General features: G+C 72.8%; 11 protein-coding genes. 6 read left to right on the top strand and 5 right to left on the bottom strand.

The genetic code is table 11. The features are described from left to right. Window positions 1–98: 98 nt before the first annotated feature. Complete coding sequence (locus ACZ60T_RS13720; RefSeq protein WP_469666009.1) at window positions 99–1,019, top strand: phosphotransferase; 921 nt, start codon at window positions 99–101, stop codon at window positions 1,017–1,019. Here ACZ60T_RS13720 and ACZ60T_RS13715 read toward each other — a convergent pair. From ACZ60T_RS13715 to ACZ60T_RS13705, 3 genes are all read right to left on the bottom strand, one after another. Next, complete coding sequence (locus tag ACZ60T_RS13715; protein WP_469666007.1) at window positions 970–2,382, bottom strand: acyltransferase family protein; 1,413 nt, start codon at window positions 2,380–2,382, stop codon at window positions 970–972. The two genes, ACZ60T_RS13720 and ACZ60T_RS13715, sit on opposite strands and share 50 nt — an antisense overlap. Window positions 2,383–2,502: 120 nt before the next feature. Next, window positions 2,503–2,874 (bottom strand): ArsR/SmtB family transcription factor, encoded by a 372-nt coding sequence (locus ACZ60T_RS13710; protein ID WP_365627196.1) that lies wholly within the window; start codon window positions 2,872–2,874, stop codon window positions 2,503–2,505. Between the two features lie 197 nt (window positions 2,875–3,071). Beyond that, a complete protein-coding gene (locus tag ACZ60T_RS13705) occupies window positions 3,072–3,446 on the bottom strand; it encodes a roadblock/LC7 domain-containing protein (protein ID WP_365627193.1) in 375 nt (124 codons plus the stop codon). Between the two features lie 376 nt (window positions 3,447–3,822). Between ACZ60T_RS13705 and ACZ60T_RS13700 the strand changes: the two genes are divergently transcribed. The 3 genes from ACZ60T_RS13700 (at window position 3,823) to ACZ60T_RS13690 (ending at window position 6,396) form a co-directional block, all read left to right on the top strand. Continuing rightward, window positions 3,823–4,740, top strand: coding sequence for a serine hydrolase (locus tag ACZ60T_RS13700; RefSeq protein ID WP_469666006.1), 918 nt, complete (start codon window positions 3,823–3,825; stop codon window positions 4,738–4,740). Window positions 4,741–4,999: 259 nt separating this feature from the next. Then, entirely contained in the window at window positions 5,000–5,812 is an 813-nt protein-coding gene (locus ACZ60T_RS13695) for an SGNH/GDSL hydrolase family protein (RefSeq protein WP_365627185.1), read from the top strand. A 236-nt stretch (window positions 5,813–6,048) separates the two neighbouring features. Next, a complete protein-coding gene (locus ACZ60T_RS13690) occupies window positions 6,049–6,396 on the top strand; it encodes an SH3 domain-containing protein (protein ID WP_365627182.1) in 348 nt (115 codons plus the stop codon). Window positions 6,397–6,485: 89 nt separating this feature from the next. Here the strand turns inward: ACZ60T_RS13690 and ACZ60T_RS13685 are convergent, their stop codons facing one another. Beyond that, the gene (locus ACZ60T_RS13685; protein WP_469666004.1) at window positions 6,486–11,072 is read right to left on the bottom strand and encodes a cation-translocating P-type ATPase; all 4,587 of its coding nucleotides are present in this window, start codon (window positions 11,070–11,072) and stop codon (window positions 6,486–6,488) included. A gap of 190 nt (window positions 11,073–11,262) precedes the next feature. On the opposite strand from ACZ60T_RS13685, the gene ACZ60T_RS13680 reads away from it, so the two are divergent. Next, window positions 11,263–11,703, top strand: coding sequence for a hypothetical protein (locus tag ACZ60T_RS13680; protein ID WP_469666002.1), 441 nt, complete (start codon window positions 11,263–11,265; stop codon window positions 11,701–11,703). 90 nt (window positions 11,704–11,793) lie between these two features. After that, a complete protein-coding gene (locus ACZ60T_RS13675; RefSeq protein WP_469666000.1) occupies window positions 11,794–12,984 on the top strand; it encodes a PP2C family protein-serine/threonine phosphatase in 1,191 nt (396 codons plus the stop codon). 41 nt (window positions 12,985–13,025) lie between these two features. Here the strand turns inward: ACZ60T_RS13675 and ACZ60T_RS13670 are convergent, their stop codons facing one another. Then, window positions 13,026–13,460: a hypothetical protein gene (locus ACZ60T_RS13670; protein WP_469665999.1), complete on the bottom strand. Its 435-nt coding sequence runs from the start codon at window positions 13,458–13,460 to the stop codon at window positions 13,026–13,028. Window positions 13,461–13,490 lie beyond the last annotated feature (30 nt).

Raw genomic sequence — 13,490 nt, 5'->3', positions numbered from 1 at the left:
CCTGCTCGGCTCGCCGCTCCGGCCGCGTTCCGGCACGTGGTCGACGCTCGCCGCGCCCTGTTCGCCTCCGCGTCACGACCGTCATCGAGGTGGGGGGCATGACCGACTCGACCCTGCCCGCACCGGCCCTGCTCGACTGGGTTCGCAACGAACTCCGTACGCCGGTGTCCGTCACAGCACACCCCGCACCCGCCCGCGAGGACTCCCGCGTCTGGGCTCTTCGCCGCCCCGACGGCGTCCGGTTCTGTCTGAAGGTCGCTTCCCGGCCGCTGAGTTACGAGCGGGAGACCTTCGCCCTGCGCCACGCGGTTCCGGCGCTCGGATCCGGTCACGCACCGCAGTTGCGCGCTTCGAGCGCCGAGCATCTGGCCCTGCTGCTGACCGCCGTCCCGGGCCGCCCGCTCGGACGGCTGACGCTGACCCCCGCGGAGGAAGTCCGCGCCCACTGGCAAGGCGGCGCTCTGCTGGCCCGGTTGCACGCGGCCGGTGATCTGTCCGGACCTCGCCGCGCCGAGGCCGAGCGATCGTTGCGGGCTGCGGCCGACGAAGCCGAGGAACACCTACGGCAGGCCGACGGACGGCTGACACCGGCCGAGCGAAGGCTCGTTCGCGATCTCACCGAGCGGCTGCGCTGTCTTCCGCCGCTGCCGCTCGCGTTCGTCCACGGCGCCGCCCGGCCCCGGAACCTCCTGTGGTCCCCGGCTTCGGCCCAGGCCTGCTGGATCGGCTTCGAACGGGCCCGATTCGCCACAGTGGTAGCCGACTTCGTCCCGATGAGCTGCGGGATCTGGGCGGATCGGCCCGAGTTGGCAGCGGCGTGCTTCCGGGGCTACGGCCGCGAGTTGGTGCCCGAGGAGCACTACGCGCTGAGCGGCCTCGCGGCCCTCGACGCGGTGCGCTGCCTGGTCCGGGGTCCCGCGCACCCTGACGCCGCGACGACCGCGCGGGGAAGACGCACGCTGGACCGGCTCATGGCAGGGGTGTTCGGGGAACGCCACACCCTCGCTCGGATTCGCTGACCGGCACGCCACGGGGCCGTGCCACGCCAGGGCGCGGCCCCGTCGCCCCCGGCTCGACGGGACCGGGAGAGGATGTGTCCCCGCGCGGTGCCGTCCGCTCGGGGAGCAGTACAAGCAGCGCGCCGAGGAACAGGCCCAGTGCGGGCAGCGTGGGGAAGCGGCCGTCATGAGCCAAGCCCTGTACGGCGAATCGGGTCAGGGCGGCGGCGGTCGCGGCCAGGCCGAGCCACAGCCGCCAGGAACGGCGCGGGTCGGTGTGCGGGCGAGCCCACTCGTACAGCAACGACAGCGCGCGCTCCAGCGGTCCGAGCGCGACCACGACACCGGTCATGACGATGCCGAGCACCACCCACCACGGCACACGCAGGGCCCACCAGGCGGAGGAGGCGTACGCGGGCTCGGGGGCGAGTCCGGTCAGATAGAACGCGGCGGCGACGATCAGCACCGGCAGCATGTGCCACAGGTACAGGGTCATGCTGGCGCCACCCACCGGGCGCACCACCCGCCATACGCGTTCGCGGTCCGTCAACCGCCGCGCCCATGGGGCGACCAGAAGGCACAGGCCCACCTGGGCCACGGTCCAGGCGAGCATCGCCGCCGACGGCGGGTTGGTGTTGCTCGGGACCTGCCCGGTCACCAGGATCAGGCTGACCGGGAACGGCCCGAGGGCGACCAGTGCCGCGAAGGCCGATCCGCCGCCCACGGTCATCGCGGCGGGCATCAGCCACCGTCGTCGCCCGGTCGGCAGACCGTCCCGCCAGCAGAAGCCCGACTGATAGGCGACTCCCCATACGAGCACGTAGTTGAGCAGGCCGACGTACGGCGCGTGCGCGGCCACCGCCAGGACGTCGGCCGCCAGGGCGACCGCGCCCATGGCCACGGGTACGCGGTGTCCCCAGCGGCGGTGCGCCCGGTGCAGCGCGGGTGTCAGAGCAGTGAGGATCAAGTACACCGGGAGAAACCAGAACTGCATCGCCAACGCCCACCCCACCAGCGCGAGGGTGTACGGGTCCACGCCGACCGCCGTGCAGATGCCGACGGCGAGCAGTGCCGGACCGCAGTAGGCGAGCGTGGGAAGCAGCAGCCGCGCGGCCCGCTGTCGCACCCAGCCCGTGGCCGTGGCACCGGCCGTACGGGCACGCGACCAGGAGCCTCCCGCCGCGTGGCCTCCGGCGAGGAAGAACAGGGGCATGATCTGGAACGCCAGGGTCAGCCACTGGGTCCAGGGGACGACCGCCAGCAGCTCCGGTGCCGTGATCTCGCCGTCGGCTCCGTGGACCAGGCCGGTGATCAGCCAGTGGCCGAGCACCACGAGGGTGATCGCGAAGGCGCGCAGGAAGTCGACGTAGCGGTCTCTGTCCATGGGTCGTCATGGTGCGGCCCGGCGCGAGGCCGGTGCGGCGCAGAGCCCGTGTCGCAATCAAGCTGTGCCCGGTACGACACCGGGTGGGGCTGCGTACGACACCAGGTGTGGCTGCGCGCCTTACGAGGGTCGGCTCGTGGTGTCCGGGGACAGGGCCGGTTTGAGGTCGGCCTGGCGCAGTTCGGCCAGCAACTCGCTCTGGCCCGCGATCAGTTCGGTCAGGATGCGGCGGGCCGCGCGCAGGAGTTCGGCGACGTCGCCGCCGGCGAGCGCGTAACTGACGGTCGCGCCCTCCCGTATGGACACCACGATCCCCGAGCGGCGCAGGACGGCCAACTGCTGCGAGAGGCTGGACGGTTCGATCCCGATCTCGGCGAGCAGGTCGCGTACGGGGACGGGACCACTCTGCAACAGCTCCAGGACGCGGATACGGACCGGGTGTCCGAGCATCCGGAAGAACTCGGCCTTGGCCTGGTAGAGGGGGACCTGCATGGTGAGTGGCTCGCTCCCTGCCGCGTGACGGGTGGTGTGCTGGGCACGGCGGCCCGGTGTGTGCCGCCGCGGGCTGTCCTGCGGACCGATCCTCGCGGCTCCGGCCCCGCACACCCGTGAGATTGCTCTGATCTGGATGTGTCCAGATGAAGAAGTCTTCAATTCGTGGGTGTGCGGAGGCACGACGGAACGGCTGCTCAGACCTCGAGGTCGGCCTCGATGCGCTTGAGTTGATGGCGGGCCATCGCGAGGTTCGAGCGTTCCCGGTCGAGCACGAGGTAGAGGAACAGCCCGTTGCCGCCTCGGCCCGTGAGCGGGCGGATGAGGTGGTACTGGCTGCCGAGCGTGATGAGTATGTCCTCGATCTCGCCCTTGAGGCCGAGGTGTTCCATGGTGCGGGCCTTGGCGCGGATCACGTCCGTGTTGCCCGCCGAGGCGACGGTCAGGTCGAGGTCCTTGCCGCCGCCCAGGGTGCCCAGCGCCATACCGCTGGTGTAGTCCACGAGGGCCGCTCCCAGGGAGCCCTCGATCGAGGTCATCATCTCCTTGAGAGAGATCTCCACATTGGCCATACCGGTGTCTCCTCCTGGTCACTCCTGACCCGGGCGTCTCCCGCCGGGCCGGTGCCCTGGACCTTACGGACTGTGCGCAACCGGTAACCGGCTTGCTTCGGGATTGATCGAGAGAGCCTCGAAGCGACGACAGATGCGCGTTCTCTGATCACTTACGTACGAAGACTGATCGCATCGCCAGCGAGGTTCAGGGTTCCGGGTTCGACGTTCGAGGGCCGCGAGCGTGACGGCGGCCACATCCCCGCCCATGACCCTCACCACATTCGCGCGCGAAATCAGCCCGCAGTGACACCGATCACCGCGCCACCTGGGGTGTTTTGTCTACGTTCGTAGGCGCATGCCCCCTTCCCCTCAAGAACTGTTGAGGCCTGCCTTCATGCCGTACCGTCTCTTCTCCCTGTCACGTCCGCACTCGACGGACGGGCGCCGGGGCAAGCGCGCTGTCGCCTGCGCCGGTGTGATCCTCGCGTCCGTGACGACGTTCCTCTCGCTCGACGCGATCACCGCGGAACCCGCCCGCGCCGCCACGTCGTCGTCGCACAACGACACCCATGAGGGAGCCGCCGGACCGATGGAGAAGAAGCCCGAGGCACGTGTGACGGCTGCGGTGCTCAGCCTGGACGGCGCACATCCCGAGCCCACGGTCTACGGGACCGACACCCCGTACGACACCGCGAGCATCATCAAGGTCGACATCCTCGCGGCGGTGCTGCTCCAGGCCCAGGACGAGGGGCGGTCCCTGACTCCTCAGGAAGAGGAGTACGCGAAGGCCATGATCGAGCACAGCGACAACGACTCGACGAGCGCCCTGTGGCGGCAGATCGGTCTGGCGCCGGGCCTGGAAGCGGCCAACAAGCGGCTGGGCCTGACCGCGACGAAGGGCGGCCCCGGCCCCCTGTGGGGGCTCACCCAGACGACGGCGAGTGACCAGATACGGCTGCTGCGCGTGCTGTTCGACGCCGGCCCGGCCTCGGACGCGAAGGACGCCAAGGACGGTACCGCGCTGAACGAGACCTCCCGCGCCTACATCCGGACGCTGATGGCCCATGTCGCCGACGACCAGGCGTGGGGTGTCTCGGCGGCCGGGTCCGGATCCGATTGGGCGCTGAAGAACGGCTGGTTGCAGCGCAGCACCACCGGGCTGTGGGACATCAACAGCGTCGGACAGGTCACCGTCGAGGGACACCGCTACCTCGTCGCCGTTCTCTCCGACGGCAACACGTCGATGAAGGACGGCATCTCGGTGGTGGAGCACGCGGCCCGGACCGCCGTGTCCTCGGCCTCCGCCCGGTGACTCGGCCGAGCCGACGCCCAGCGACTCGGCCGGGTCCACCGGTCGGGTGACGGCCCGGACACCGCCGGTCGGGTGACACCCCTTCGGGTGACATCGGCCCGTAGGACCGCCCACCACCGCGCCGCCCGGCCCCGTACCCCTCCCCCCGTCCGGTGCGGGGCGCCGCCCGGCAGCACAGCCCTCGGCCTCGCTCAACACGGATCGACACAGCGTGACGGACCTGACCGCCGCTGTGAACGGGCCGTGCTAAGGCAGAGGTATGAGACAGTCCCGAATCGCGGCCGGTGTGTCTTCCCTCCTTCTCACCGCCGCCTGCGCCCTCACCGGCGCCACGCCCGCACAGGCAGCCCCGCACACGGCGGCGGCCCGGGGCTATGTGGCCCTCGGCGACTCCTACTCCGCCGGTGTCGGAGCCGGTCGCTACCTCGGCTCCAGCGGCGACTGCCTGCGCAGCGACCAGGCCTATCCCGCGCTGTGGGCCGCCGCCCACGCACGCTCGTCCTTCAGCTTCACCGCCTGCAACGGCGCCCACACGACCGATGTCCTCGGCCGCCAGCTCGGCCCGCTCAACAGAAGTACGGGCCTGGTGAGCGTCACCGCGGGCGGCAGTGACTCGGGCTTCGCCAGTGTCATGAAGAACTGTGTGCTGCGGGGCACCAGCGCGTGTCTGACCTCCGTCGCGGGGGCGCGCAGGTACATGGACAAGACGCTGCCGCGCGACCTGGACCGTCTCTACACGGGCATCAGGCGGAAGGCGCCCGTCGCCCATGTCGTGGTCATGGGCTATCCGCATCTGTACCAGCTCAACGGCAGGTGCGCGGCGGGTCTCGCGGAGACCTCCCGGTCGGCCGTGAACAACGCCGTCGACCACCTCAACACCGTGATCGCGAAGCGCGCCGCCGACCACGGGTTCACCTTCACCGATGTCCGGGCCGCCTTCCGCGGACACGAGATCTGCTCCACGAGCCCCTGGATGCGCAGCATCAACCTGCTGGCTCCCGTCGAGTCCTACCACCCCACGGCCCTCGGCCACTCCCGCGGCTACTTGCCCCTCTTCGACCGCACGGCCTGACCTTCCACGGTGGCGGGCGCCGGAAGGTGTGCGCGGCGCACCCCCTGGCGATCGAACACGCGCCCCGAACACGGCGCCGCGCACTCGTTCCGATCGGCGATTGAGCCGGGGCACGGGATCCGAGAGCGTGGAGCGCGTCGGATCACGGGGCGGGGGAGGCACCGCGCATCACTCCGTTCCCGTATGACGCGTCACGCCCCGGTCCGCCGGGGCCGGAACACCAACGGGAGAATCAGATGTTCGGCACGAAGACGAAGCGCGCCCTCGCTCTGAGCGGGGCGAGCGCAGCCCTGGTCGGCGCGGGTATGCTCGCCGCCACGCCCGCCCTGGCGTCCACCATGGTGGTGGCCTGGAAGCACGCCAATGTGCACGCGGGTCCCGCGGTCGGTGAGCGGTCCGTCAGCTACGTCAATCCCAACCAGAGCTACACCGGGGTGTGTTGGCTCGAGGGCGACCTCGTCACCGACGGTGGCATCAGCAACCGCAACTGGGTCCGCCTCCAGCTCAACTCCGGTGGCGTCGGCTACGTCAGCGCCATCTACCTGAAGGGCAACGACAGGGGGAACGTGCCCAACCACTGCTGACACAGCGGCTGTCGGCGGCGTCCGTCCGTACTCCGGGCGGGCGCCGTTCAGTTGGTGACGGCCCCGTTCAGTCGCGGTGACGGTGACGTTCACTCGGTGACGGTGCCGGGTCCCGGTGCGAGCAGGCCGAGGCGGGTCAGTGCCGCGTTCAGCCAGGCGGCCGGGGCCGTCGTGAGCGACGGTGCGGACGGCCCCGTCCCCTCGGTCTTCCGGTTCCCCTCGACCTTCCGGGAGGCGGCGGTCATCCAGTCCGTGTCGGCGAGGCGGCACGCCAGTGGCTTCAGCTTCCCGTGGAGGAGCGTCGCGGTGGTGATGGCGGTCAGGGTGATGCCCCAGCCGACGGGGCCCAGCGGGGTGGATCCGAAGAACTGGCTGACGCCCGGGGTCTGGATGACGCCGACGAGCACGGCGGCCGAGCCGAGGGTGGCCACGAGCACGTGCCGGTCGGCGCCGCCGCTGGTGAGCGTCTGCGCGAGCTGTGTGCCGACCACGGCGGCCAACGCCACGGTGCCCGCGCGGCGTCGGGTACCGGTGCGGCGCGCACCGGCCCAGGCGAGCCCCGCGCCGAGGGCCGTGGTGAGACCGCGTTGCAGCATCTCCTGGGTGAGGGCGATGCCCAGCGCGTGATGAGGGCCTTCCTGGAGGAGCTGCTCCCCGGTGTTCTCGGCCGGGGTGCGGACGGCGATGGAGAGCGCGGGAGCGAGGTCGGTCAGCAGGTTGACGAGCATGATCTGGCGGGCGTTCAGCGGTGAACTGCCCGCCGACGCGGAGGCGAGCACGCTGAAGCCGACCTCGCCGAGGTTGCCGCCGATCAGGATGGCCAGCGCGGTCCGCACGGAGGTCCACATCGCCCGGCCCTCGGCCAGCGCGGTGACGATCGTGTCCAGGCGGTCGTCCCCGATGACCAGGTCGGCGGCGGCCGTGGCCGCGGGGGTGCCGCGCCGCCCCAGGGCGATGCCGACGTCCGCGAGGCGGATGGCGGGCGCGTCGTTGGCGCCGTCGCCGGTCATCGCCACGACCCGGCCGAGCCGCTGGTAGGCCTGCACGATACGGACCTTGTGGTGGGGGGCGCAGCGGGCGATCACATCCACCTTGGGCAGCAGTCCGTCGAGCGCGTCGTCCTCGAGCGCGTCCAACTCCGGCCCCGTGCACACGGTCTGCTCCAGGTCGCCGGTGACCGAGGCCGCGATGGCCTCGGCGGTGGCGGCGTGGTCGCCGGTGACCAGGACCGTGTGCACCCCGGCCGCGCGCAGCCGGGCGATGGCCGGTGCCGCGCCGGGGCGCACCGGGTCGGCCAGGATGACGAAGCCGATGAAGACCAGGTCGCGCACGCTGTCGTCGGTGAGTTCCGCGCCCGGCCGTACGGTCCGTTCGGCCACGGCGAGGACGCGGCGTCCGGCACCCGCGAGTTCCTCGGTGGCCGCGGTGAGCGCTGTGCGCGCGGCGGCGTCGAGGGCGCGTTCCGTGCCGTTCAGGCGTCTGCGGCGGCAGCGGGCCAGGACGACTTCGGGGGCGCCCTTGATGCTGAGCAGGGTGGCGCCGCCCGCGGTGCGCCCCGCCGTGGCGTGGTAGGCGCGGGACGGGTCGAAGGGCAGGGAGCCGGTGCGCCGCCAGCGGGGTGCGCCGCGGGTGACCGAGACGCGTGCCCGGCGGGCCGCCAGGTCCACGGCCCGGTCGGTCCGGTGGGCCATCGGCTCGGACTGCCGGGCGGCCGGTGTGGCCCGGAGCGCGGCGGCCAGAACCGCCTTGTGCCGTAGGCCGATCCGGTCGACGGGCAGGGTCCGCTCGCCGTCGCTGACGGCGGAGAGCTGGAGATCGCCCTCGGTGAGGGTGCCGGTCTTGTCGAAGCACAGGACGTCGGCGCGGCCCAGTGCCTCGATCGTGCGCGGGTTGCGTACCAGCGCGCCCCGCTCGGCGAGTCGGCGCGCGGAGGCCAACTGGGCGGCGTTGACGAGGAACGGCAGTCCTTCGGGCACCGACGCGACGGCCAGGTTCACCGCGGACACCAGGGAGTCGGCGAGCGGGCGCCCGTGGAGCAGTCCGGCGACCGCCACCGCCGCGGCGGACACCGTCGCCACCGGCAGGCTGGCCTTGGTCAGCGCCGACAGGCGCGCCTCGACGCCGGTCACCGGTGCCGACTCCCGCGCGGTGGCCATGGTGCGGCCGGCCTCGGTGGCCGCTCCGGTGGCGACGACCACGGCGACCGCCTCCCCGGCGGAGACGGTGGTGCCCTCGTAGAGCATCGAGTGCCGTCCAGTGAGCTGCGAGGCGACCACCGGCGCCGGGTCCTTGGCCACGGGCAGGGACTCGCCGGTCAGTGACGACTCGTCGACCTCCAGACCGTGGGCCTCCAGCAGTCGGCAGTCGGCGGGGACCACGTCCTCGGGGCGTAGCAGCACGATGTCCCCGGGGACCAGTTCCTCGGCGGTGACGAGGCGTTCGCCGCCTCCGCGTCGTACGCGTGCGCCGACCGCGGAGCGGGCGGTCAGTTCGGCGAGGGCCCGTTCGGTCCGGACCCGCTGCACCCCGCCGACCAGTGCCGACGTGGCCGTGATCGAGGCGACCAGCGCGGCGTCCGCCCGTGATCCCACAACGGCGGCCAGGGCCGCGCCTCCGGCGAGGACCGGGGTGAGCGGGTTGGCCAGTTCCTCGAGGAACGCGGAGAGCACGCCGGTACGGGGCGTCCCGGTCCCGGTGGGGTCCTTGGCGCGTGCCGCGGCCTCCTCGGCGCTGAGCCCGGCGCCGCTCGTACGCAACCGGTCCATGACCCTGGAGGGCGGCATCAGGTGCCAGGGCACGGCCTCGGCGGAGGGGGTGAGGGGGCGTGCGCACAGTTGGCGGGCGCGCCAGACGCCCAGGCCGAAGGCGATCCCTCCGGCGGTGGTGGACGCCGTCTGGCCGCGCGCGCACGCGTCGGCGGGGCGTGCGCGCAGCGCGGCGACGGCGCCGATGCCGCCGCCGCTCGCGGCCAGGACGGCGCAGTCCCGGTCGACCTGGCGGGCGACGCCGACGCCCGCGAGGAGCAGCGCGACCGCGTCCAGGTCGGTGCCGACCAGCAAGTGGGCGCCCCAGGCGGGCGGTTCGCCCGCCGGGTGGACCCCGATGCCGCAGTCGGAGGCGCCCAGCGCGCGCCGGTTGCCCGAGACCAGCAGTACGGTCGCGCCGTCCGCCTGCAACGCGCGTACGGAGGCGACGAGGTGGCCGTCGGCGGGCACCATCGCGTCGACGAAGCCGAGTTCCGGGCAGGGCTGGTCGGCGGCGAGCACCACGCGGATGCCGGAACGGCGGGCGGCGGCGGCCAGGGCCTGCGCGCCCGGCAGCGTCTGCATCGCCGCTCCCGCGACGGCCATCAGGCGGCGCTCGAAGGCGAGGCCGAGGACCAGTTCGCTGCCGTCGTCCCGCAGCCGTTCCGCGTCCTGTCGCCCGGCGCGGCCGGTGACCTCCAGGTCCTCCAGCGGGCCGAGCGACCAGCCCGCGTCGTCGTGGTGGACCTGTGCGGGCGCGGCCGGGTCGAACAGGGCGAAGAGAGGGTCGGCCACCTGTTCGAGTTCAACGCCGTCGAGCAGGGCCAGGTCGGTCAGTTCGTACCGGCCGCTGCGCAGCGCGTCCACGTCCAGGAGCACGGTGTCGAGCTGGCCCAGGCGGCGCAGTACACCGCGGTCCATGGCCACGACGCCGCGCAGTGCGAGGAAGCGGCCGAGGCTGGTGGCGAAGCCCTCGCGCCCGGCCTCCGGTGCCTTCGGCATGCCGGCCAGCGCCACCGACAGCGCGCGCCGCGATCCGGCGTAGGGCAGGGTCAGGGCGCCGACGGTGGCCCCGGTGGCCATGGCCCGTTCGGCGTAGCACGCCGTCAGGTCCTCGCGGGCCTTGGGCCGTTCCCGGACGATGGGTTCGGCGTGCGCGTGGTCCGGGCCCGGCACGAGGTGCGGCTCGGCCCGCGCCCACGCGTCGAGGGCGGCGTCGGCCTCCCGCCACTGGGCCAGGCGCTGGACGGTGTCGAGGACGAGGCCTCCGCCGCGCGTGGCCATGCCCTGGAGGAGCGCGTTGAGTACGGGGACCAGCGCTTCCGAACGCTCCGCTCCGATGAGCCTGTGCGTCGTCGCGCGGCGCAGCCGGGGGTGGTACTGGACTGCCGTGGCCAGCGCCCCCGCCTCGCCCGGCAGGGGCGTCCACGGGGACACCCGGGTGGCCGCCGTGAGCGCCAGGCCCGCGAGGTCCGCCATGAGGACCGGAAGCGCCGGTCGCCGGTGCCGCCCCTCGGCCGGGTGGTGCGGTTCGGGGTGCCCGCCGTGGGGTGCGCCCGGACCGTCGGTCATGGCGGCCCCCGCGGCCTCGGCTCGGGCGACGATCCGGATGAGGTCCCGCTGCGGCGGGGGCGGCGAGGCCAGTTCCACGACGACACGCTCGGCGGGGGCGTTCAGCCGGGCCCACAGCACGCCGGGGTGGTCCTCGAGCGCGCGTTCCACGATCCGGCCCACCGACGCGCCGCTGGGTCCCCGTACGCCGCGCACCTCGATGTGGCAGCGTCCGGGTCGGGACCACACGTCCCGGCGCTCCAGGCCGAGCAGGACGGCGGCCGTGTCGGCGGCGCCGCGCACGGCGGCGGTCATCGCGCCCGCCAGCCCTCCGGCGAGCGCCGCGGGTAGCTGCGAGGGCACCCCTGACAGCAACGACATCCGCGCGCCACCTCCCGAGCAGGCCGGTCCCTCGGTCTCTCGTCCTGTTTCCGGTCATCATGACCCGCCCCGAAGTCCCCCGCCCGCGCTGCTGATCCGAACGGCTTCCCGGCTCGCAGGCCCCTGAGCGCGCGGGTAGCTTGCACTCAGCGGGGGGCCGATGTCCCGGACCCACGAACGGATGTGAACCGTGACCACGCCGAAGACCCCCGGCAACCGCCCGACCACGCCGAAGACCAGGACGTCCCGCCCGGCCACGAAGGCGACGCGCACATCCCGCACACCCCGGTCCGGTACGCAGCCGGTCGCGAAGGACAAGCGCGCACCGCGGTCCTCGGACACGCAGCCGGTCGCGGCGTCGCCGGAGCCGAAGCCCGGCGGCCGCACGATCACCCTCACCGTGCCGACGCTCGGTGAGGCCGCCACCCGGGCGATCACCGTCGCGACGACGCCTGTGGCCACCGCCCGGCGCCTCCTGCCCGTCAAGGGCGGCCTGCCGCTGTACACAGGTCTCGGCGTCCTGACAGTCGCAAGCGTGATCGAGTGGCCGGTGGCCCTCGGTATCGGTGTCGGCTACGCCGTTCTCCGGGCCCATGGCCATCTCGTCCAACGCCCCGCGCGGGAGCGGTGAGACGACAACTCGTACGACGACTCGTACGCGCGTCCTCACCCACGGCGACAGCGGTCGCACGGTGTTCCGCGGCAGGGCACTGTGGAAGGCATGGGCGCCAGACGACAACATGTCGCACGGGTCTGGCAGCCGTGGCTGTCGGGTCACGTGCTGCTGCTGATACCCATCGCTCTCATCGTGCTGATCACGTTCGCCGACGTCGTGACCCCGCGCGACATCGTCCTCAGCCCGCTGCTGGCGATCGCGCCCGCGATCACGGCGTGGTTCGAAGGGCCCCGGGTGACCGCCTTCATCGGGGCGCTGGCCGTGGCGGGCCAGGCGCTCACCGGGTGGAGACACGATCTGCTGCTGTCCCGTAACATCCTGGCCCCGATGGCCGCTCTGGCGATCCTGTCGGGCGTGGTCGTGTTCTTCTGCGTGGTCCGTGACCGGCAGCGGCGCCAGCTCGCGCAGGTACGGACGGTCGCCGAGGCGGCCCAGCACGTCCTGCTGTGGCCGTTGCCCACCCAGCTCGGCCCGTTGCAGCTCGCCTGTCTCTACCAGGCGGCCGAGGAGGAGGCCGAGATCGGCGGCGACCTGTACGCCGCCGCGCGTACGGACAGCGGGGCGCGGGTGATGATCGGCGACGTACGCGGCAAGGGCCTGCCCGCCCTCGGGGAGGCCGCCCTGCTGCTCGGCGCGTTCCGTGAGGCGGCTCATCAGCACGCCTCGCTGCCGCAGCTCGCCGCCGCGCTGGAGCACAGCATCGCCCGCTATCTCACGGACTTCGAGCCCGAGCACGAGGGCGAGGTGGGCGAGCGCTTCGTGACCGCTCTCCTGCTGGAGTTCCCCGACGACGAACCCGTCATCCGGATGACCAGTTGCGGCCACCTGGCGCCCATGCTGCTCGGCCCGTACCACACCGTGACCATGCCCAGCCTGCATCCCGCGCCGCCGCTCGGCATCGGCCTGACCGATCCCGACCAGCACGCTCTCGATGTGCTGCCCTTCGGCCCCGGCGACACCCTGCTGCTCTACACCGACGGGATCATCGAGGCGCGCGACCGGCACGGCACCTTCTATCCGCTGGCGGAGCGCGCCGCCCAGTGGTCCGGCCACCACCCCGAGGCGCTGCTGCACCATCTCCAGCGCGATCTGATCGCGCACACCGACGGGCGGCTGGACGACGACGTGGCGCTCATCGCCATCCGTCGCACCCCGATCCCCCACCCGGGCCATCACCTCGGGCGCACCTTCCAGACCGGCGCGTTCCGCTATCCCTCCGAGAGCACGGAGTCGTAGCGCTCCTGCATCACAGGCGGCGGTCAGCGATCACAGGCCGGTCAGCCGTCGTACGGCCAGTCTTCCGTTCCGGCGCCGCCTCCGGCGGTGAGACGGCGATAGGCGGCTCTGGCATGGGCCAGGCGGGCCGCCGCCGTCCCCACGAGCGCGGCGCCGAACAGGCAGGCCAGCCAGTACGTGTCACGGTCCCCGGCCCAGGTGAGGGTGCCGGCGGGCGGGATGGCGAAGCCGTTGAGGAACAGCCAGCACAGGACGGCCGTGCCGGGGGCGGCGGTGAAGCGTGCGCACAGGCTCAGCACGACGGCCATCAGGGACAGCCCGACCAGGGCGAGGCCGGGGCGGTCCGGGCCCACGACGGTGTTGAGCGACACCACCAGTACGAGAGCGCCGCTGAAGGCCGCGATCCATACCAGCGGGGTGGCGACGGGCTCAGGGACGGGCCTGACCCCGTCGCCGAGGGACACCCACTCGATCATGCAGATGATTCCTTCCGATGGCTGCCCGAC

It is taken from the genome of Streptomyces sp. NPDC104371 (genome assembly GCF_055583785.1).
This window is presented reverse-complemented; position numbering and strand designations above follow the sequence as displayed.